Annotated in this window: 17 protein-coding genes; 3 read left to right on the forward strand and 14 right to left on the reverse strand. The window is 74.2% G+C overall.

What is annotated here, in order from left to right:
• Nucleotides 1–384 precede the first annotated feature (384 nt).
• Nucleotides 385–2,031, forward strand: coding sequence for an FG-GAP-like repeat-containing protein (locus tag ACZ6AQ_RS20915; protein ID WP_468761214.1), 1,647 nt, complete (start codon nt 385–387; stop codon nt 2,029–2,031).
• 102 nt (nt 2,032–2,133) lie between these two features.
• Here ACZ6AQ_RS20915 and ACZ6AQ_RS20920 read toward each other — a convergent pair whose 3' ends face one another.
• Nucleotides 2,134–2,967 (reverse strand): trans-aconitate 2-methyltransferase, encoded by an 834-nt coding sequence (locus ACZ6AQ_RS20920; RefSeq protein WP_468761506.1) that lies wholly within the window; start codon nt 2,965–2,967, stop codon nt 2,134–2,136.
• Nucleotides 2,968–3,131: 164 nt separating this feature from the next.
• Here ACZ6AQ_RS20920 and ACZ6AQ_RS20925 point away from each other — a divergent pair, with 164 nt between their 5' ends.
• Nucleotides 3,132–3,629: a MarR family winged helix-turn-helix transcriptional regulator gene (locus ACZ6AQ_RS20925; protein WP_388692656.1), complete on the forward strand. Its 498-nt coding sequence runs from the start codon at nt 3,132–3,134 to the stop codon at nt 3,627–3,629.
• On the opposite strand, the gene ACZ6AQ_RS20930 is transcribed toward ACZ6AQ_RS20925, so the two are convergent.
• The 13 genes from ACZ6AQ_RS20930 to rsmI all read right to left on the reverse strand — a co-directional run bounded on the left by ACZ6AQ_RS20930 (nt 3,588) and on the right by rsmI (nt 19,146).
• Nucleotides 3,588–4,406 (reverse strand): LuxR C-terminal-related transcriptional regulator, encoded by an 819-nt coding sequence (locus ACZ6AQ_RS20930; protein ID WP_468761216.1) that lies wholly within the window; start codon nt 4,404–4,406, stop codon nt 3,588–3,590. The two genes, ACZ6AQ_RS20925 and ACZ6AQ_RS20930, sit on opposite strands and share 42 nt — an antisense overlap.
• Nucleotides 4,407–4,663: 257 nt before the next feature.
• Entirely contained in the window at nt 4,664–5,800 is a 1,137-nt protein-coding gene (gene galK, locus ACZ6AQ_RS20935) for a galactokinase (RefSeq protein ID WP_468761218.1), read from the reverse strand.
• Nucleotides 5,797–6,768, reverse strand: a complete 972-nt coding sequence (galE, locus tag ACZ6AQ_RS20940) for a UDP-glucose 4-epimerase GalE (protein ID WP_468761220.1) — start codon at nt 6,766–6,768, stop codon at nt 5,797–5,799. Before galE ends, galK begins: the two co-directional genes overlap by 4 nt.
• Nucleotides 6,765–7,808: a galactose-1-phosphate uridylyltransferase gene (gene galT, locus ACZ6AQ_RS20945; RefSeq protein WP_468761222.1), complete on the reverse strand. Its 1,044-nt coding sequence runs from the start codon at nt 7,806–7,808 to the stop codon at nt 6,765–6,767. The genes galE and galT overlap by 4 nt, the downstream gene beginning before the upstream one ends.
• Nucleotides 7,809–7,932: 124 nt before the next feature.
• Nucleotides 7,933–8,682, reverse strand: a complete 750-nt coding sequence (locus tag ACZ6AQ_RS20950) for a response regulator transcription factor (protein WP_468761508.1) — start codon at nt 8,680–8,682, stop codon at nt 7,933–7,935.
• Between the two features lie 220 nt (nt 8,683–8,902).
• On the reverse strand, nt 8,903–10,762 hold the full coding sequence (locus ACZ6AQ_RS20955; protein ID WP_468761224.1) for an outer membrane protein assembly factor BamB family protein: 1,860 nt from the start codon (nt 10,760–10,762) through the stop codon (nt 8,903–8,905).
• Nucleotides 10,763–10,775: 13 nt separating this feature from the next.
• A complete protein-coding gene (locus tag ACZ6AQ_RS20960) occupies nt 10,776–12,635 on the reverse strand; it encodes an outer membrane protein assembly factor BamB family protein (protein ID WP_468761226.1) in 1,860 nt (619 codons plus the stop codon).
• A 113-nt stretch (nt 12,636–12,748) separates the two neighbouring features.
• Nucleotides 12,749–14,554, reverse strand: a complete 1,806-nt coding sequence (locus tag ACZ6AQ_RS20965) for an ABC-F family ATP-binding cassette domain-containing protein (protein WP_468761228.1) — start codon at nt 14,552–14,554, stop codon at nt 12,749–12,751.
• 120 nt (nt 14,555–14,674) lie between these two features.
• On the reverse strand, nt 14,675–15,577 hold the full coding sequence (locus tag ACZ6AQ_RS20970; RefSeq protein WP_468761510.1) for a 4-(cytidine 5'-diphospho)-2-C-methyl-D-erythritol kinase: 903 nt from the start codon (nt 15,575–15,577) through the stop codon (nt 14,675–14,677).
• Nucleotides 15,578–15,651: 74 nt separating this feature from the next.
• Nucleotides 15,652–16,524 (reverse strand): 16S rRNA (adenine(1518)-N(6)/adenine(1519)-N(6))-dimethyltransferase RsmA, encoded by an 873-nt coding sequence (gene rsmA, locus ACZ6AQ_RS20975; RefSeq protein WP_468761230.1) that lies wholly within the window; start codon nt 16,522–16,524, stop codon nt 15,652–15,654.
• Between the two features lie 178 nt (nt 16,525–16,702).
• Nucleotides 16,703–17,572, reverse strand: a complete 870-nt coding sequence (locus ACZ6AQ_RS20980) for a TatD family hydrolase (RefSeq protein WP_468761232.1) — start codon at nt 17,570–17,572, stop codon at nt 16,703–16,705.
• A 70-nt stretch (nt 17,573–17,642) separates the two neighbouring features.
• Nucleotides 17,643–18,062: a hypothetical protein gene (locus ACZ6AQ_RS20985; protein ID WP_468761234.1), complete on the reverse strand. Its 420-nt coding sequence runs from the start codon at nt 18,060–18,062 to the stop codon at nt 17,643–17,645.
• A gap of 199 nt (nt 18,063–18,261) precedes the next feature.
• Nucleotides 18,262–19,146 carry a 16S rRNA (cytidine(1402)-2'-O)-methyltransferase gene (rsmI, locus tag ACZ6AQ_RS20990; RefSeq protein WP_468761236.1) on the reverse strand — a complete coding sequence of 295 codons (885 nt, stop codon included), beginning with the start codon at nt 19,144–19,146 and terminating at the stop codon, nt 18,262–18,264.
• Between the two features lie 52 nt (nt 19,147–19,198).
• Here rsmI and ACZ6AQ_RS20995 point away from each other — a divergent pair, with 52 nt between their 5' ends.
• On the forward strand, nt 19,199–20,941 hold the full coding sequence (locus ACZ6AQ_RS20995; RefSeq protein WP_468761238.1) for a dolichyl-phosphate-mannose--protein mannosyltransferase: 1,743 nt from the start codon (nt 19,199–19,201) through the stop codon (nt 20,939–20,941).
• Nucleotides 20,942–21,014 lie beyond the last annotated feature (73 nt).

The following is a 21,014-nucleotide window of genomic DNA, read 5'->3' on the forward strand; positions in this document are numbered from 1 at the left end:
GCAACATGTTCCTCCACAAGAACAGAGACGACACCACCCATCAACCAGGGCCGCGAGACAACCTCGCCCCCCCCCACCGCCCACCACAAACACGCCCCCCCCCCGCGTCCGGGACCTTCCGCGTGCGGCGGGTGCGGGGGCCGGGGCCCGGACCTGACGCATCCGGAAAACCTGTGGTTGCTTCATCAACGAACAGAGATACACTCCCCGGACATCCGGGGGGTGTTCGCCCTCCGTACGCGCCTTTCGCCGTACGGAGGCGTCGCGGAGCCCTGTCCCGGGCCCAGGTCCTCATGTTCCCCAGGGGGGAATCCTTTGCGTTCCGCTTTCCTCGGGCGCGCGCGTCGTCTCACGACATGCACCGCTCTCGCCCTGTCCTCCGGCATGCTGCTGGCGTCCCCCGCGGTGGCCGACCCGGCCCCGCGGCCGGCCGTGGAGTTGCCCCAGCGCGACCGTACGGTCGCGAAGCCCGACCTGTCGGCGCTGTCCGGCGGGACCGGCAGGGCCGGTGCCGCCCGGACCGCCGCCGCCCCGCTGATCCGTTTCGACGTGGACGGCGACGGCCGGTCGGACCTGATCAACCGCGAGTGGGACGGCGAGGTCTACACGATCCCGACCGGCGAGGCCCCGGCCACCCGGTGGACCGGGATGAACGGTTCCACCGTCCTCAAGCAGGAGATCGTCCCGCTCGGCGACCAGAACGGCGACGGCAACCCCGAGGTGGCCGCCGTCACCAAGCACGGCCGACTGGAGGTGTTCACCGGCAACACCGTCTCCGAGGGGTACTTCACCTGGGCGGGCGGCGGCTGGACGATCTACAACAAGGTCTTCTCGCCGGGCGACGTCAACGGTGACGGCAAGGCCGACCTCATGGGCCGTCAGCACAACGGCGACCTGTACCTGTACCTCGCCACGGGCAGTTCCACCGCGCCGTTCGGTCCGCGGGCGAAGGTGGGCACCGGCTGGAACGTCTACGACCAGCTGGTCGGTCTCGGCGACAACGACGGCGACGGCCGTGGTGACGTCCTCGGCCGGACCCTCGACGGCCGGCTGTACTTCTACGGCAGCACCGGCGACAGGACGAAGCCCTTCAAGGCCCCCCGGCAGGTGGGCAACGGCTGGGGCGTCTACAACCAGCTCCTGCCCGCGGACGACCTGAACGGCGACGGCCACGCCGAGCTGTACGCCCGCGACGGCAAGGGCGCGCTGTGGGGCTACACCGGCCTGGGCAACGGCTCCTTCGGGCCGGCCACCAGGGTCTCCCGCGACGGCTCCTACAAGAGCGTCGACCAGTTCGGCGGCTCGGGCGCCCTCCCGGTCTCCGGCAAGAACGCGGTCCTGGCGCGGGACGCCGGGGGCACGCTCTTCGTCTACGGCTCCGAGAACAACGGCCTCCTCAGCGCGCGCGACTCCATCGGCGACCCCGGCATCTGGGCCGGGGTCGACATCACCTTCGCGCCGTCCCTCGACGCCGACGGGTTCGCCGAGATCCTGGACCGCTACCAGGGCGTCATGTACGGCGCCTACGGCGTCGTCCTCGGCACCGGCTGGAACATCTACAACCGGATCGTCGGCGCGGGCGACCTGACCGGCGACGGCAAGGGCGACCTGCTGGCCCGGGACGGCTCCGGCAACCTGTACCTGTACCCGGGCAACGGCGAGGGCACGGGCTTCGCCCCGCGGATCAAGGTCGGCACCGGGTGGAGCCCCTACAACGCGATCCTCGGCGCGGGCGACTACTCGGGCGACGGCCGTCCGGACCTGATCGCCCGGGACGGTTCGGGCAACCTGTACCTGTACCGGGGCACCGGTTCGGCCACCGCCCCGTTCGGCGCGCGGACGGTGATCGGCACCGGCTGGACGTACAGCAGGGTCCTCGCGCCGGGCGACCTGAACGGCGACGGCAAGGGCGACCTGCTCGCGGTGAACGGGGCGGGCGAGCTGTGGCGCTACCTCGGCAAGGGGGACGGTTCGTTCGGGCCGCGCGTCCGGATCGGCACCGGCTTCCAGATCTACAAGAACATGTACTAGTCCGTCCCGGGCCGTCGCGGCCCGGACCGCACGGGCGCCCCGCACCGGAGTTCCGGTGCGGGGCGCCCGTGCGTCCGGGGCCGTGCGGGGCGGGGCTCCGGATCAGGCCGGCCTGCGGGCGACGGCGAAGATCCGGCGGAACGGGAAGACCGTCCCGTGCGGGCCGGGCGGGTACGCCTCGCGCAGGAGGTCCCGGTACTGGCCGAGGAAGGCGTCGGCCGCCTCCGGGTCGTCGTCCAGGGCGGTGAGGACGGGCCGCAGGGCGGTGCCCTTGACCCAGTCGAGGACGGGGTCCTCGCCCTGGAGGAGCCGGCAGTACGTGGTCTCCCAGACGTCCGTCTCGCAGCCGAGGCCGGTGAGGCGGGTGAGGTAGTCGGCGGTGCCGAGGACGTGGACGAAGCGGCGGCCCCGGTCGCCGAGGCGGTCGCGCCACCGGGGGGTGTCGCAGAGTTCGCCGAGCAGGGCGTGGCTGGGCGAGACGAAGTTGACGGGGACCTGGAAGGCGAGGGTGCCGCCGGGGCGGAGCCCGTCGATCCAGGCGGCGAAGGACTCGGCGTGGCCGGGGACCCACTGGAGGGCCGCGTTGGAGACGATCAGGTCGTAGGGCTCCTCCGGTGTCCAGTGGGCGGCGTCGGCGGGCCGGAAGTCGATCCAGCCGCCGCCCCGGGTGGACCCCGACCAGTCCTTGTCGGCCCGCTCCAGCATTTCGGGCGAGAGGTCGAACCCGGTGATGCGGGCGTCGGGCCAGCGGTCGGCGAGGAGGGCCGTCACGTTGCCGGGGCCGCAGCCGAGGTCGGCGACGCGGGCGGGCCGGCCGGCGGCCGGCAGGTCGGGTATGCGGGCGAGCAGGTCGAGGAAGGGCCGGGTGCGGTGGCCGGAATGGCGGAGGTACTGCTGTGGGTCCCATGTCGGTGCGGCGGATTCCACGAAGTGCATGGTCGGAGCCCCCTTGCTGAAACGCATGGCCGAAAGCGGAACGGTGTTCCGGCCGGGTGCCTTCCCCATAGTCCAGAAAAATATATCTTGATCTCAAGAAATATTAGGTCAAGAAAATTGATCTCAAGAGACTTTATGTCAACAGACCCTCTACACTGATCGTCATGGAGGACGAGGTCGACCGACTGGTCGCAGCATGGCGCCGCGAGCGCCCCGACCTCGACGTGGAACCGCTCGAGGTGCTCAGCCGCGTCTCGCGGCTCGCCCGGCACCTCGACCGCGCCCGTCGGCTCGCCTTCTCCGAGCACCAGCTGGAGCCCTGGGAGTTCGACGTCCTCACCTCGCTCCGCCGGGCGGGGGCGCCCTACCAGCTCTCCCCCGGCCAGCTCCTCACCCAGACCCTGGTCACCTCCGGGACCATGACCAACCGCATCGACCGGCTCACCAAGAAGGGCCTCGTCGAACGGCTCCCCGACCCCAGCGACCGCCGGGGGGTCCTCGTGCGGCTCACCTCCGAGGGCCGCGACCGCGCCGACGAGGCCCTCGCCGGCCTCCTGGCCCAGGAGCGCGCCATCCTGGCCCGGCTCTCCGGCGCCCAGCGTGCCGAACTGGCCGCGCTGCTACGCCGGTTGACCGCCCCGTTCGACAACGTCCCCGGTTAGGGCGGCGGGCGCGGGCACGGCTTCCGCCGTCCGCGCGTCCCCGTCCCCCACGGGCTCCGCCGGTCCCACGCCCGCCCGGCGGGCCAGCGCGACCGCGGCCAGGGTCGAGTGCACGCCCAGCTTCCCCAGGACGTTCTGCGTGTGCGTGCGGACGGTGTGCGGGGAGAGGAAGAGGCGCTCGGCGACCGCCTTGCGGCCCAGGCCCGCGACCATGCAGCGCAGCACCTCCCGCTCGCGCGGGGTCAGCGACTCCACCAGGCGCTCGCTGTCCGTACGGTGCCTGCGCGCCGCCGTCAGCTCCCGCAGGACGCCCGTGAGCAGGGCCGGCGGCAGGTGCGTCTCGTCCCTCAGCACCCCCCGCACCACCGCGAGCAGCCGCTGGAGCGAGCAGTCCTTCGCGACCCAGCCGGACGCCCCGGCCTGGAGGGCGAGCGCGGCCCGCCGGGGGTCGTCCCGCTCCGCGAGCACGACGGCGCGGACGGCGGGCTGGACCCGGCGCACCCCGGCCACCAGGGAGATCCCGTCCGCCGCGACCCCGCCGTCGTCGGACGCCGCGCGGGCCGCGACCGCCCCGGGCGGCCCCGCGCCGAGGTCGGCGTCGACGAGCAGCACGTCGAACCGGCGCCCCTCCGCCGCGCCGCGCTCCAGACAGCGCAGGGCGGCCGGGCCGCTGCCCGCCGCGGTGACGTCCACGTCGGGCTCCGCCGCGAGGGCGGCGGCCAGCGACTCGGCGAAGACGCGGTGGTCGTCCACCACCAGGACCCGGACACGTGCCACGGACACTCCCAAGCGTCGGGGAACGGACCGGCGCGGGAACGGCGCCGGGGCGGGTCCGCCGCGGACACGGCCGCCGCCGCGGGGAGACGGACACCCGCGCCCACGGCGCCGTGTCGGCGGGCCTCGTCCCCCGGACGGCACCGGCCCCCGCCGGCACCGCCCCTCAGAGTAGAGGCGGGGCGGGACGGCGGGGGCCGATTCGCGGAACTGCCCGGCGCCGCGGGGCCGGTGGCGGCGCCCGGCCCGCCGGCGGGGTCTCAGAGGCGGCGGGCGCCCGTCGACGGCACGGCCGGGAAGACGGCCGGAGGGGCGTGGCCCGCCCCGGCGAAGGCCCGCCCGACGGCGGCGGCGACCGCCTCCGCCCGGCCGGCCTCGACCAGGACGAGGGCCGAGCCGCCGAACCCGCCGCCGGTCATCCGGGCGCCGAGCGCGCCGGCCGCGTTCGCCGTCTCCACCACGAGGTCCAGCTCGGGGCAGGAGACCCGCAGGTCGTCCCGGAGGGAGGCGTGGCCCTCGGTGAGGACCGGACCGACCGCCCGGACGTCCCCGGCGTCCAGGAGCGCGACGGTCCGCTCCACGCGCGCGTTGTCCGAGACGACGTGGCGCACGTACCGGCGCGTCCTGTCGTCCTCCAGGAGCGCGAGCGCCTCCGGCAGGCGCTCGGCGTCCACCTCGCGCAGGGCGCGCACCCCGAGCGCCCGCGCGCCCGCCTCGCACCCGGCGCGCCGCTCGGCGTACGCGCCGTCGCCGAGCGCGTGCTTCACCCGGGTGTCCACGACGAGCAGCGTCAGCCCCTCGGCGGCCGGGTCGAAGGGGACCTGACGGTACGACAGGTCGCGGGTGTCCAGGTGGAGGGCGTGGCCCTCCCGCGCGCAGGCGGAGACCATCTGGTCCATGATCCCGCAGGGCACGCCGACGAAGGCGTTCTCGGCGCGCTGGGCGATCCGGGCCAGTTCCGGCCGGGAGAGGCCGAGCCCGAACAGGTCGTTCAGGGCGAGCGCCACGGCGGTCTCCAGGGCCGCCGACGAGGAGAGCCCGGCGCCGGACGGCACGGTCGAGGCGAGGTGGACGTCCGCGCCCGTCACCGGGTGCCCGGCCTCGCGCAGCGCCCGGACGACCCCGGCGGGGTAGGCCGTCCAGTGGCCGGGGGGCGGCTCCGGGGCGGCGGCGTCCAGCCGGACGGTCCCGCCCCCGGCGTCGGCCGAGTGCAGGCGCAGGACGCCGTCGTCACGGCGGGAGACGGCGGCGACGGTGGTCCGCGGCAGTGCGAACGGCAGCACGAAGCCGTCGTTGAAGTCGGTGTACTCCCCGATGAGGTTGACCCGGCCGGGAGCCGCCCAGATCCCGTCGGGGGCGGCCCCGTAGAGGCTTTCGAATCCGGCCGCGACGTTCACGGGCGCTCCCCCTCCCTCCGCAGGGCGAAGGCCCAGGCGTCGGCGACGACGTCCGCCAGGCCGGGGCGGGAGGGGGTCCAGCCGAGGCGTTCGCGGGCGGTGGCGGCGGAGGCGACGAGGACGGCCGGGTCGCCGGGGCGGCGCGGGTCGGCGGTCGCCGGGACCGGACGGCCGGTGACCTCCCGCACGGTCTCGATCACCTCGCGGACGGAGAAGCCGTTGCCGTTGCCCAGGTTGCAGATCAGGTGCTCGCCCGGCGTCACGGCGTCGAGCGCCAGGAGGTGGGCCTCGGCGAGGTCGGCGACGTGGATGTAGTCGCGGACGCAGGTGCCGTCCGGGGTCGGGTAGTCCGCGCCGTACACGGAGACGGCCTCGCGCCGGCCCAGGGCGACCTGGAGGACGAGCGGGATCAGGTGCGACTCGGGATCGTGGCGCTCGCCGTACGCGCCGTACGCCCCGGCCACGTTGAAGTAGCGCAGCGAGGCGGCGGCCAGGCCGTGGGCGGCGCACTCGCCGCCGATCATGTGGTCCACGGCCAGCTTGGTCGCCCCGTAGGGGCTGGTGGGGGCGGTGGGGGCGGTCTCGGGGATCGGGACGGTCTCCGGTTCGCCGTAGGTGGCGGCGGTGGAGGAGAAGACGAGCCGGCGGACCCCGGCCGCGCGCATGGCGGCGAGCAGGGCGACGGTGCCGACGACGTTGTTCTCCCAGTACTTCTCCGGCTTCTCGACGGACTCGCCGACCTGGGAGGAGGCGGCGAAGTGCAGGACGGCGTCGTAGGAGCCGTCGAGCCACTCCGCGGCGGAGTGGACGCGGCCCTCCACGAACTCGGCGCCGTCCGGGACGGCTTCGGCGAAGCCGGTGGAGAGGTCGTCGAGGACGGTGACCCGGTGGCCCCGCTCCAGGAGGTGGGCGGCGACGACGCTGCCCACGTACCCCGCCCCGCCCGTCACCAGATATCTGCGCGTCACGCGCCCGCCACCTCTCGCAGTCGCCGGGCCGCGTCCTCCGGCCGTACGTCGTTCATGAACGCGCCCGCGCCGGACTCGGTGCCCGCGAGGAACTTGAGCTTGCCGGGGGCCCGGCGGACGGTGAAGAGCTCCAGGTGGAGCCCGAAGTCCTCGCGCCGCCCGTCCGTGAACGGCGCCTGGTGCCAGGCGGCGATGTAGGGCGTCGGCGGTTCGTCCGGGCCGAAGATCCGGTCGAAGCGCCCGAGGAGTTCCAGGAGGACCCGTGCGCACTCCGCGCGGGCGTCGCCGTCGAGGGCGAGGAGGTCGGGCACCCGCCGCTTCGGGTGGAGGTGCACCTCGTACGGCCAGCGGGCGGCGTACGGCACGAAGGCGATCCAGTGGGCGGTCTCCAGGACCACCCGCTCGCCGTCGGCCCGCTCGCGGGCCACCACGTCGTCGAAGAGGTTCCGCCCGGTCGCGGCCCGGTGCTCGTCGATCCGGCGCCTCGTGGCGGCCGTCCGGGGCGTCACGTAGGGGAAGGCGTAGATCTGGCCGTGGGCGTGGGGGAGGGTGACGCCGATCTCGGCGCCCCGGTTCTCGAAGCAGTAGACCTGCTGGACGCCGGGGAGGGCGGAGAGCGCGGCGGTGCGGTCGGTCCAGGCGTCGAGGACGAGGGAGGCCCGTTCCTCGGTGAGGTCGGCGAAGGAGTCCGCGTGGTCGTCGGTGAAGCAGACGACCTCGCAGCGGCCGGCGCCGCCGGAGAGGGAGGGGAAGCGGTTCTCGAAGACCACCACCTCGTACTCCGCCTCGGGGATCTCGCTCTCGTGTCCGTCCCGGGAGGGGCAGAGCGGGCAGGCGTCGGCCGGCGGGAGGTAGGTGCGGGTCTGGCGGTGGGAGGCGATGACGACCGGGTCGCCGGTGAGTTCGTCGTGCCGGATCTCGGAGCGGGAGGCGACGGGGGTGAGGGGGCGCGGGTCGGCGGCGGCGCGGACGGTGTCCTCGCGCGCGTCGTAGTAGATCAACTCGCGCCCGTCGGCGAGCGTGGTGGCGGTCTTCTTCACGGGGTGCCCTCCGGGCAGGACCAAGCACGATCAAACATAACCGCTCACAAAAAACCACACTCGAACATCACGGTCAAGGGCGGACCGCCCCGGCGGTACGGGGCCGGGACCCGGCGCCGCCGGATCAGGAAGGAGCACCGGCCCCCGGAGCCGTCCGGCCCGGAATCCCGGTCCGGCCCGGGGCCGCCCGGCCCTGGGCCCCGGGCCGGACCGGCGCCGCCCGGTCCAGGAGGCCGGTGCGGGCCGCGAGGGCCGCCGCCTCCAGACGGGAGCCGACCTCCAGCTTCATCAGGACCCGCTGCACGTGGGTGCGCGCCGTGCTCGGCGCGATCCTCATCCGCTCCGCGATCAGCCGGGTGTCCTCGCCCTCCGCGATCCGCGTCAGGACCTCGACCTCCCGCCGCGTCAGGAGCCGCAGCAGCCGCTGCCCCTCGTCGTCCGGCCGCGCCGGGGGGTGCAGCAGTTCCGCGAAGGCGCCCTGGAGGAGCTGCGGCGCCACCGCCGTCTCCCCCGCCCTGGCCTTCACCAGGGCCCGCTCGACGTTCTCCACGCGCTCGTCGTGGCGGACGTACCCCGACGCCCCGGCCGCGAACGCCGCCGCGATCCCGCGCGGCGACGGCACCGGGCCGAGCACCACCACGGCCACCTGCGGCCGCTCCCGCTTGATCCGCGCGACCGGGTCGAAGGTCCCCGGTCCCTCCGGCGCCGCCGTGCCCAGGAGACAGACCTCCGGCGCCCGGCTCACCACCAGCTCCGCCGCCCCCGCCACCGGCGCGGCCGACGCGAGCACCCGGTGCCCGCGCAGCTTCAGCGCCGAGGCGAGCGCCTCCGCGTGCAGCCGGTGGTCGTCGACCACCACGAGGCGTACGCCCATCCCGGTCATCCCCCTCCTCCGGGCCCGCCGGAGTTCCTGGCCGCCGGAGAGCCGGACGGGCCTGAACCCGGCAAGCTACACGCTCCCCCGCCCCGCCCCCCGCCAACCTCGGACACCGGAAACGCCGGACCGCCGGGAGCACCGCGCCCTCGGGAGCGCGGGAAACGCGGCGGGCCCCTCCGGTGATCCGGAGGGGCCCGCCGTTCGGTGCGTGCCGCCGTCAGCGCGGGACGGCGTAGGAGACCACCAGGTACTCCTTCGGCCCGCTGTCCGTCGGCCGGGTCTTGCTGATCATGTTGTCCGAGAGGAAGAGCCGCCCGTCCCGGTACTGGAGCTCGGAGCCGGTCAGGCCGAAGCTCCTCTCGATGTCCCGGGTCGGCTTGGCCGCCGGGTTCTCCAGGAGCAGCGTCTCCTTCATCGTGCCCCCGTCGACCGAGACGATCCGGCCGCCCTTGTCGTACGGCGGGACCTTGTACGCGATGATGTTGCCGCCGTCCATCCGCAGGGGGACGAGGGTGTACTTGTCGCCCGCGTCGGCCTTCTCCGGGGCGGTGCGCCCGGTGGTCAGGTCGAAGGCGATGATCTCGTTGGTCCGGTCGGCGTACTCGCCGCTGGAGCCCTCGTGCTCCTCGGTCGGCACGTACAGCCGGCCGTTGCCGACGACCGCCTGGGTGCAGGACTCGACCCGGGTCGAGCGGCAGCGGGCCGCGTACTGGTCCGCCGACGCCGCGATCTTCACCTTCAGCTTCCCGGTCTTCTCGTCGATCGAGAAGAAGTCCGAGATGCCGCTGCCGTCGCCGGCGGTGTCGCCGACGTCGGCCGCGACGACCAGCGGCCTGGTGGAGACGATCGACGCGTACTTCACGCCGGACGGCATCTTGTACTGCGAGAGCGGCTTGCCCGTCATCGGGTCGAGGTTCTGGATCTGCACCGACTCGCTGCCGTACGCCCCGCACTTGCGGACCGCGACGAGGCCCTCGCCGCCGCCGTAGCCCATGTCGTAGCAGTTGTCGGCGTCGGACTGCGGCTTCCAGCGCGGGTTGCCGTTGGCGATGTCGAAGGCCGCGCCCCCGTCGCCGCCGCCGGCCGCGACGGTCGTCCCGGAGAGGGTGACCTCGCTGAACCGCACCTTCTCGTCACCGGTGGAGCCGCCGGTGACCGAGGCGGACCAGACCAGCTTGCCGGTGTTCAGGTCGGCCACGCCGACCTCGGTGCACTGCTGGTAGTAGCGCGGCGCGACCCGCTTGGCGGCCTCGAACAGGATCGGCACCTTGTGGTCGGCGGTCATGTGCCGCGAGGCGCCGCACACCTGGCCGGTGAGCGGGAGCGTCCACAGGACGGTGCCCTTGTCCAGGTCGTAGGCGACGAGGGAGTTGATGCCGGACTTCACGAACGCCTTGTCCGTGATCCAGGAGCCGGCGACGTCGGTGACGTCCGGGACCTTCGGCTGCGGGATCTGGAAGCCGATCTTCGCCCGGGTGTCGGCGGACGGCTTCTCCTTGCCTCCGCCGCCGATGCCCTTGCCGCCGGTGTCGCCGCCGCCGGACCCGGAGCCCTGCGAGGTGCCGCCCGTCCCCTTGGCCTCGTCGTCGCCGCCGCGCGACCCGGCGTACCAGATGCCGGCGCCGACGATCAGGACGATCGCGACGGCCGCCGCGATGACGATCTGGAGCTGGGCCGACAGCTTCTTCCCGCCGGCCGGGGCCGGTGCGGGCTGCGGGTGACCGCCGTACTGCGGCTGCTGGGGCTGGGTCGGGTAGCCGTACGGCGGCGGGACCGGCTGCTGGTGGTCCCCGTACGGCTGCGGCCCGCCCGGGTGGCCGTACGGCTGCTGCTGCGGCGGGGCCGGGGGCTGCTGCGGGTAGCCGTAGCCCGGACCGGCCGGAGGCTGCTGCGGGTAGCCGTATCCCGGACCGGCCGGAGGCTGCTGCGGGTAGCCGTACCCCTGGTCGGCCGGAGGCTGCTGCGGACGGCCGGGGCCGGGCTCCTGCGGCGGGGGCGTCGGGGCCCCGAAGCCGCCCGGCGGACCCGGGGGCTGGTTCGGGGGCTGGTTCGGCGGGGGCGGAGGAGGCTGCGTCATCGGTCCGTGTACCTCACTTGCTGAAGGCCATCATCGTCTTGACCTGCTTCTCCTCCGCGTCGGAGCTCGCGGACACGCGCCCGCTCGACACCACGAGGACGCCGTTGCCGTAGGCGTAGCCCGGGGAGAAGAAGCTGCTCTCGATCTGGGCCGTGGAGACCGGGTGCTGGAGCAGGACCTTCGGCGCGCCGCCGGTCGGGGCGATGGTGGCGGTGGCGCCGCCCTTGTTGTAGCGGGGCCCCACGTACACCAGGACGTCGGAGCCCTCCATGCGCAGCGGGAGCATGGACTGCTCGGCGGGGGCCGTGGAGCGCCACTTCGGCTTGCCGGTGTTCAGGTCGAAGGCGACGATCTCGTTGGACTTGCCGTACGCGGTGTCGGTCGCCATGTAGAAGGTGTTCGCGTCGGCCGCGACGCCGCTGCAGCCCTGGAGCTTGCGGCCGAAGATGACCAGGCCGCCGCCGCCGCACGAGACGGAGAACTTGTCCGTACCGCCCTGGATCTGCGAGCGGAGCGAGCCGTCGGGCTTGAGGGCGAAGACGGCCCACTTCTTCTGCTCGCGCTGGGTGGCCGAGACGACCAGCGGGTCGACCGAGTAGACCTTGTCGACCTCCCAGTCCGCCTTCAGGGCGTAGGTGAACCGGGGCTTGCCCGTGGCGGGGTCCACCTCGCCGATCGCCTGGGTCTTCTTGGTGGAGCCGTTCGTCGGGCACTCCATGGCGGCGATCAGCTTGCTGCCGCCCGCGTACGCGAAGGGCTTGCAGCCGGTGGTGGCGCCGGTGAAGATCTGCTTGCCGTCGGCGAGGGAGAAGCCGTAGGCGCTGCTGGTGCCGGCGACGGTGACCGTGTCGCCGCTGATGGCGAGGGTGTTGTCGGAGAACGCGAACAGGCCCGTGGGCTTGGGCACGCTCTTCTTCCAGCCCGCCTTGCCGGTCTTGAGGTCGATCTGCTGGAGCTCGGTGCACTTGGCACCGTCCTTGGCGCTCTCCTGGTAGGCGAAGACCATGCGGCCGTCGGCGGAGGGGGCCACCGGCGCCGCGCACAGCTTGAACGGCACGTCCACCTGCCACTTCACGGCGCCGTCGCCGAGGCCGTAGCCCTCGATGCGCTTGTACATGGCCCTGACGACGGTGTCGCCGACGATCCACGGGCCGTACGCGTCGGAGCCGTTGCGGGGCAGGTCGACGTTGTTCGTGGTGAGCCAGTTCACCTTGGCCTCGCCGGCCTGACGGCCCGCGTTGAGGTCGTCGCCGCCCTCACGCCCGTCGCCGGAGCCGTCGCCCTGGTCCACCGAGGCGGTGGGCTTGGGGGCGGTGGTGGGCGGGGCGGAGCTGGTGGGCCCGGCCACCGGACCCTTCTCGTCGTCGCCACCGCCGACGACCGCCCAGGTCGTGACGGCGGCGACCAGGACGGCGGCGGCGGCCACACCGGCGACCAGGCCGGTCCTGCCCTTGGAGGGTCCCCCGCCACCGGGCGGGGTCGGGGCGCCCGGCTGGCCGGGGTAGCCGCCGTAGGGGCCCGCCTGCTGCCCGTAGGGGCCGGGCTGTCCGGGCTGGCCGGGCTGCCCCGGCTGCTGCGGGTAGCCGTAGGGCGGCGGCACGGGCTGCCCGTAGGGGCCGGCCTGGCCGTACGGGCCGGGCTGGCCGGGCTGGCCGTACGGGCCGGGCTGCTGGCCCGGCTGCTGCGGGTAGCCGTATCCGGGCTGCTGCGGGGCCTGCCCGTACGGGCCGGGCGCGGCGGGCGGCGCCGTCGGCGCGGGCGGGGCCTGCGGCGGGACCGGCGGTACGGGCGGGTGGCCCGGGTCCGGGGACCGGTCCGGGTCCTGAGGGGCTCCGAAGCCCCCCGGCGGCTGGTTGCTGGGCGGCTGGCTCATCAGCGGTTTCCCCCTTGGCGTGAACGGGTTTTCTTTCTACCACCCGCGCCATGGCGCAAAAGCGGCCGGTCCACCCCTTGTGTCCAAGGGCGGACCGGCCTGTGATGCCCTCGTTATGCGTCCTCGGCCAGTTCCAGCCAGCGCATCTCCAGCTCCTCGCGCTCCGCGGCGAGTTCGCGCAGCTCCGCGTCGAGCTTGGCCACCTTCTCGAAGTCGGTGGCGTCGGCCGCGATCCGCGTGTGCAGCTTGGCCTCCTTCTCGGAGACCTTGTCGAGCTGCCGCTCGACCTTCTGCAGCTCCTTCTTGGCGGCGCGCGCGTCGGCCGCCGAGACGCCCGGCTTCTGCTGGGCGGGGGCGGCGGCGGGCGCCGGGACGGACGCCTCGACGGCCTTGCGGCGCCGCTCCAGGTACTCGTCGATGCCGCGCGGCAGCATCCGCAGGGTCCTGTCGCCGAGCAGGGCGAACGTGCGGTCCGTGGTGCGCTCGATGAAGAACCGGTCGTGGGAGATGACGACCATGGAGCCCGGCCAGCCGTCGAGGAGGTCCTCCAGCTGGGTCAGGGTCTCGATGTCGAGGTCGTTGGTGGGCTCGTCGAGGAAGAGGACGTTGGGCTCGTCCATCAGCAGCCGCAGGAGCTGGAGCCGGCGGCGCTCGCCGCCGGAGAGGTCGCCGACCGGCGTCCACTGCTTCTCCTTGGTGAAGCCGAACTGCTCGCAGAGCTGCCCGGCCGTCATCTCGCGGCCCTTGCCGAGGTCCACCCGGTCGCGGATCTGCTGCACGGCCTCCAGGACCCGCAGCGAGCCGGGCAGCTCGGTGACGTCCTGGGAGAGGTAGGCGAGCCGGACGGTCTTGCCGACGACGATCCGGCCGGCGGCGGGCTGGACCTCGCCGCCGCTGCGGGCGGCGTCCGCGAGCGCCCGCAGGAGGGAGGTCTTGCCCGCGCCGTTGACGCCGACGAGGCCGACGCGGTCGCCGGGGCCGAGCTGCCAGGTGAGGTGCCTGAGCAGCTCCTTGGGACCGGCGGTGACGGTCACGTCCTCCAGGTCGAAGACCGTCTTGCCCAGGCGCGCGTTGGCGAACTTCATCAGCTCGCTGGTGTCGCGCGGCGGCGGCACGTCCGCGATCAGCTCGTTGGCGGCCTCGATGCGGTAGCGGGGCTTGGAGGTGCGGGCCGGGGCGCCGCGCCGCAGCCAGGCCAGCTCCTTGCGCATGAGGTTCTGCCGCTTGGTCTCCTCCGTGGCCGCGATCCGCTCGCGCTCGGCGCGGGCGAAGACGTAGTCGGAGTAGCCGCCCTCGTACTCGTGCACGTCACCGCGCTGCACGTCCCACATGCGGGTGCAGACCTGGTCGAGGAACCAGCGGTCGTGGGTGACGCAGACGAGCGCCGAGCGGCGCTCCCGCAGGTGCTGGGCGAGCCAGGCGATGCCCTCGACGTCGAGGTGGTTGGTGGGCTCGTCGAGGACGATGAGGTCCTGGTCCTCGATGAGGAGCTTGGCGAGCGCGATCCGGCGCCGCTCGCCGCCGGAGAGCGGGCCGATGACGGTGTCGAGGCCCTTCTCGAAGCCGGGCAGGTCGAGCCCGCCGAAGAGCCCGGTGAGCACGTCGCGGATCTTGGCGCTGCCCGCCCACTCGTGGTCGGCCATGACGCCGATGACCTCGTGCCGGACCGTGGCCTCCGGGTCGAGCGAGTCGTGCTGGGTGAGGACGCCGAGGCGCAGCCCGCCGCTGTGGGTGACGCGGCCGGTGTCGGCCTCCTCCAGCCTGGCGAGCATGCGGATCAGGGTGGTCTTGCCGTCGCCGTTGCGGCCCACGACCCCGATCCGGTCCCCTTCGGAGACACCGAGCGAGACCCCGTCGAGCAGGGCACGGGTGCCGTACACCTTGCTGACGTTCTCGACATTGACCAGGTTGACGGCCACGTTGACTCCTGTACCGGGTGATCGATCGACGTCCAGGGTAGACCGTGGGGCGGCTCGTCACTCTCCGTGAGGGGACGGTTCGGTTCCCGCCGTCGGCGGAGCCGTCGCCGGGGCGGGCGGTCAGGCCGTCAGGACGGTCGCGCCCGCCGCCGGGGACGTCGCCGTGCGGGCCGTGCGGCAGGTGCCCGAGGCGGTCAGGGCGGCGGCGACGGCCGACGCCGACTCCGCGTCCTTCACCAGGAACGCGGTCGTCGGGCCCGAGCCGGAGACCAGGGCCGCGAGCGCGCCCGCCTCCGTGCCGGCGGCCAGGGTCGCGGCGAGGGAGGGACGCAGGGAGAGCGCGGACGCCTGGAGGTCGTTGACGAGGGCGCCCGCGAGGGCGGTGGTGTCGCCGGTGCGCAGGGCCTCCAGGAGGGCGGGCGGGGCCGTCGGCGCGGGGACGTCCGTGCCCTCGGTGAGGCGGTCGAACTCGCGGAAGACGACCGGGGTCGAGAGCCCGCCGTCCGCGACGGCGAAGACCCAGTGGAAGACGCCGCCGACCGGCAGCTCCGTCAGCCGCTCGCCGCGCCCGGTGCCGAGCGCGGCGCCGCCGACCAGGCTGAACGGCACGTCGCTGCCCAGCTCGGCGCAGATCTCCAGGAGCTCGGCGCGGGGCGTGTCCAGGCCCCAGAGCGCGTCGCAGGCGAGCAGGGCGGCCGCGCCGTCCGCGCTGCCGCCGGCCATGCCCCCGGCGACCGGGATGTCCTTGGCGATGTGCAGGCGCACGTCCGGGGAGACGCCGTGCCGGGCCGCGAGGAGTTCGGCGGCCCGCGCGGCGAGGTTGGTGCGGTCGAGCGGCACCTTGTCGGCGTCCGGGCCCTCGCAGGTGACCGTGAGCGCCCCGGCGGGGGTGGCGGTCACCTCGTCGTACAGGGAGACGGCGAGGAAGACGCTGGCCAGGTCGTGGAAGCCGTCGGGCCGGGCCGCGCCGACCGCGAGCCCGGCGTTGACCTTGGCGGGGACGCGGACGGTGACGGACCGCACCCCGCCGCCGGGCGTGCCGCCGCCGCGCACCGTCTCCGTCGTCGGCCCAGCGGTCACCGGCTCCGTACCGCCGCTCACGCCTTTGCCTCCGCGATCCGCGCGAACTCCTCCACCGTCAGGGACTCGCCGCGCGCCTGCGGCGAGATCCCGGCCCTCACCAGGGCCTCCTCCGCCGCCGCCGGGGAGCCGGCCCAGGCCGCGAGGGCCGCGCGGAGGGTCTTGCGGCGCTGGGCGAAGGCCGCGTCGACCACCGCGAAGACCTCCTGCCGGGTGGCGGTGGTCGCCAGGGGCTCGGAGCGGCGGACGAGGGAGACGAGACCGGAGTCGACGTTGGGCGCGGGCCAGAAGACGTTGCGGCCGATGGAGCCGGCCCGCTTCACCTCGGCGTACCAGTTGGCCTTCACCGAGGGCACGCCGTACACCTTGTTGCCCGGACCGGCGGCGAGCCGGTCCGCGACCTCGGCCTGGACCATGACGAGGGTCCGCTCGATGCTGGGGAAGCGCTCCAGCATGTGCAGCAGGACCGGCACGGCCACGTTGTACGGGAGGTTGGCGACGAGCGCGGTCGGCGCCGGGCCCGGCAGCTCCTCGACGAGCAGGGCGTCGGAGTGCACGAGCGCGAAGCGGCCGGCGCGGGCGGGCATCCGGGCCTCGATCGTGGCGGGCAGCGCGGCGGCGAGCACGTCGTCGATCTCGACGGCGGTCACCCGGTCCGCGGCCTCCAGGAGGGCCAGGGTGAGGGAGCCGAGTCCGGGCCCCACCTCCACGACCACGTCGTCGGGGCGCACCCCGGCCGTGCGGACGATCCGCCGGACGGTGTTGGCGTCGATGACGAAGTTCTGGCCCTTCTGCTTCGTGGGGCGCACGCCGAGGACGGCGGCCAGCTCGCGGATGTCGGCGGGGCCGAGGAGGGCGTCGGGGGTTTCGGGACCGGTGGTGGTGCTCACCGGTACAGCCTACGGCTCGGCGGCCCGGCCCACGGCGGCACCGGTGCCGGTACGGCGTGCGGGCGGCGGTCCGGGGCGGTGCCGGTACGGCGTACCGGCGGCGGTCCGGGGCGGTGCCGGTACGGCGTACCGGCGGCGGTCCGGGGCGGCCCCGGCCCCGCCGCCGGGCCGGCGGGTGTCAGTAGTCGAAGGCGCGGGCCGTGTTGGCGGCGATCGCCCCGGCCAGCTCGTTCTCCCCGATCCCCCGCACCCGCGCCATGGCCCGGACGGTGACCGGGATCAGGTACGGGGCGTTGGGGCGGCCCCGGAAGGGCGCCGGGGTGAGGAAGGGGGCGTCGGTCTCGACCAGGACCAGTTCCAGGGGGGCGACCGCGAGGGCGTCCCGGAGCGGCTGGGCGTTCTTGAAGGTGACGTTGCCGGCGAAGGACATGTAGTAGCCCCTGGCCGCGCAGATCTCCGCCATCTCCGCGTCACCGGAGTAGCAGTGGAAGACGGTCCGCTCGGGGGCGCCCTCCTCCTCCAGGACGCGCAGCACGTCGGCGTGGGCCTCCCGGTCGTGGATGACGAGCGCCTTGCCGTGCCGCTTGGCGATCTCGATGTGGGCCCGGAAGGAGCGCTCCTGCGCGGCGACGCCCTCGGGGCCCGTGCGGTAGAAGTCGAGGCCGGTCTCGCCGACCCCGCGCACGTGCGGCAGGGCGGCGAGCCGGTCGATCTCGGTGAGCGCGTCGTCCAGGGCCGCCTCCCCGCCGCCCTCGCGCGCGCCCTGCCGGGACCACCCGTCGGGGTCCCCCAGGACGATCCGGGGGGCCTCGTTGGGGTGCAGGGCGACGGCGGCGTGCACGTTCGCGTGGGCGGCGGCCGTCTCGGCGGCCCAGCGCGAGCCCTTCACGTCGCAGCCGACCTGCACGACCGCGGTGACGCCGACGGCGGCGGCCTTCACCAGCGCCTCCTCGACGGTCCCGGACTGCATGTCCAGGTGGGTGTGCGAGTCCGCGACCTCCACGAGGAGGGGCTCGGGCAGCGGCGGCGGGGCGTCCTTGGCACTCATGGCCCCGATCGTACGAGGGCGGCGGACGGCGTGCGCGGGGGTCCTCGGCGGGGCCGGGGACCCGGGGACCCTACTCGCGCCGGCGGAACGGGTGCAGGAGGTCCGTCAGGTGCCAGTGGTGCGGTACGGGCGGGGGCTCGGGGGCGTCCTCGGTCAGCTCCTGGCCGATGGGCCCGGACGGCGAGACCGGCTTGGTCGCCCGTGCCCCGCGTCCGTGCTTCTCCGTGGCGGCGATCAGGTCGAGCACCGAGGACACCTGTCCCGCGCGCATGATGCGGACGACGTGGCCTCCGCAGTTCACGCAGGTGGGACTGGACAGCGGGGACGGTACCCGCTCTCCCCCGGCCTTGTAGACGACGAACGGGTGGCCGGCGGCGTCGACGTGGTGTTCGATGTCGTACGCCTGCTCCCAGCCGTATCCACAGCGCATGCAGGCGAAGGCGTACGCCTCATGGGCGACGGATGTGCCGGTGCCGGTGATCTCGCTCATGCCAGCTCCTCTCCACTGATCAGTGGACGCCTTTTCGGGCCGGAGCGCATCAGCGGGGGAGGAACCATGGAAGGCTTTTGGCCCTTCCCTTGCCGAACGCCCGAGGAAATGTCCCGGCCCCGGGTTCGGCTTTACCTTCCAGCGTAAATCGGCGGAGAACGCTCCCGCCCGGCCGCGGCCCCGCCCGCCTCGCCGTGCCCTACGCGGGCCCGCCCGCGCCCTTCTCCGGCCCGGCCGCGTTCTTCGCCGCCACGACGGCGTCGAACACCTCCCGCTTGGGGAGTCCCGCCTCGGCCGCGACGGCGGCGATCGCCTCCTTCCGCCGCTCCCCCGCCTCCTCGCGCACCCGCACCCTGCGCACCAGCTCGTCGGCGCCGAACTCGGCGGGGCCGGTCTCCGGGGCGCCCTCCACGACGACGGTGATCTCACCCCGTACGCCCTCGGCCGCCCAGGCCGCGAGCTCGGCGAGCGGGCCCCGCTTCACCTCCTCGTACGTCTTGGTCAGCTCGCGGCAGACGGCGGCGCGGCGCGCGGCGCCGAAGACCTCCGCCATCGCGGCGAGCGTGTCGTCCAGGCGGTGCGGCGCCTCGAAGTAGACGAGGGTCCGCCGCTCGTCCGCGACCTCCCGCAGCCGTCCCAGCCGCTCGCCGGCCTTCCTCGGCAGGAAGCCCTCGAAGCAGAAGCGGTCGACGGGGAGGCCGGAGAGGGCGAGGGCGGTGAGCACGGCGGAGGGGCCGGGGACGGCCGTGACCCTGATGTCCCGCTCCACGGCGGCGGCGACCAGCCGGTAGCCGGGGTCCGACACGGACGGCATGCCCGCGTCGGTCACCAGCAGCACCCGCGCCCCGCCCACCAGGGCCTCGACCAGCTCGGGCGTACGGGCGGACTCGTTGCCCTCGAAGTAGGAGACGACCCGCCCGGAGGTGTGGATGCCGAGCGCCCGGGTCAGGCCGCGCAGCCTCCGGGTGTCCTCGGCGGCCACGACGTCCGCGTTCTGCAGCTCGGCGGCGAGCCGGGGCGGGGCGTCCGCGATGTCGCCGATGGGGGTCCCTGCGAGTACCAGCGTTCCAGTCACGGGGGCCATCCTCCCAGCCCGGACGGGCGACGCGCACAGGCGCGTTCCCTACGATGGCGCGGTGACCAGTACCGCACCCGAGATCCTGGAGGGCCCGCACGCCGTGGCAGAGCCCACTTCGTGGCAGCGGCGGCTCCGGCTCTTCGGCTACGAGCCGCCCGCCGGAAGCGCCGCCCCCATCGGGCTGCGGGAGCGGCTCGACCCCCCGTACACCCGTCCCTCGGCACGGACGTGGTCGTGCCTCGGCCTCGGCCCCGGTTCGGCCGAGCGGCTGTGGAGGCTGGCGGCCTGGGGCGGTCCGCTCCTGGTCGCGGCGGTCGCGGGGGTGCTCCGCTTCTGGAACCTCGGCAAGCCGCACGCCGTGATATTCGACGAGACCTACTACGCCAAGGACTCCTGGGCCCTGATCAACCAGGGGTACGAGGGGGCCTGGCCGAAGGACATCGACAAGACGATCCTCAAGGACCCCGGGTCGGTCCTCGTGCCGGCCGACCCGGGGTACGTCGTCCACCCGCCGATGGGCAAATGGGTGATCGGCGCCGGGGAGAAGCTGTTCGGCTTCGAGCCGTTCGGCTGGCGCTTCGCGGTGGCCCTGCTCGGCACCCTGTCGGTCCTGATGCTGTGCCGGATCGGGCGGCGCCTGTTCCGCTCGACGTTCCTGGGCTGCCTGGCGGGCCTGCTGCTCGCCGTGGACGGCCTGCACTTCGTGATGAGCCGCACCGCGCTCCTCGACCAGGTCCTGATGTTCTTCGTGCTGGCCGCCTTCGGCTGTCTCGTCCTGGACCGCGACCGGACCCGGAAACGGTTCGCGGCGGCGCTCCCCGAGGACGAGGAGGGGGTGCTGCGGCCGGACGCGGAGGTCGCGGAGACGCTGCGCCTCGGGTGGCGGCCGTGGCGGATCGCGGCCGGGGTGACCCTGGGGCTCGCGGCGGCGACCAAGTGGAACGGCCTGTACGTCATGGTGGGCTTCGGCCTGATGACGGTCCTGTGGGACGTGGCCGGGCGGCGCACGGCCGGCGCGGTCCGGCCGTACCTCTCGGTGCTCAGGAGGGACCTGGTCCCGGCCTTCGTGTCGGTGGTGCCGGTGGCGCTCGCGACCTATCTGGCGACCTGGACGGGCTGGCTGGTCACCAAGGGCGGCTACTTCCGCGACTGGGCCGCGCGGCAGGACGCGGTGGACGGCGGCGGGACCTGGGGCTGGCTGCCGCAGTGGCTGCGCAGCCTCTGGCACTACGAGAGCGAGGTCTACACCTTCCACGTGGGCCTCACCTCGCCCCACACCTACCAGTCGAACCCGTGGTCGTGGATCGTCATGGGCCGCCCGGTCTCGTACTTCTACGAGTCCCCGGCCCCCGGCACCGGCGGCTGCCCGGCCGACGCGAAGGAGAAGTGCGCGCAGGAGATCCTCGCGCTGGGGACCCCGCTCCTGTGGTGGACGGCCTGCTTCGCGCTCCTGTACGTCCTGTGGCGCTGGGCCTTCCGCCGCGACTGGCGGGCGGGCGCGATCGCCTGCGGCGTCGCGGCCGGCTGGCTCCCCTGGTTCCTCTACCAGCAGCGCACCATCTTCGTCTTCTACGCGGTCGTCTTCGTGCCCTTCCTGTGCCTGGCGGTGGCCATGATGCTGGGCGCGCTCGTCGGGCCGCGGGGCTCCTCGGAGAGGCGGCGGATCTTCGGCACGGTGGCGGCGGGATGCCTCGTCCTGCTCATCGTCTGGAACTTCATCTACTTCTGGCCGATCTACACGGGCACGCCGATCCCGCTGGACGACTGGCGGTCCCGGATGTGGCTGGACACCTGGGTGTAGCGGGCCGGAGCCGGTGACCGGTTTCCCGGCCGTCGTGACGGAAGTGACCGGTGCGGCTCGACAGTCCTCCGGC

The sequence above is a fragment of the Streptomyces sp. NPDC041191 genome, from assembly GCF_055591945.1.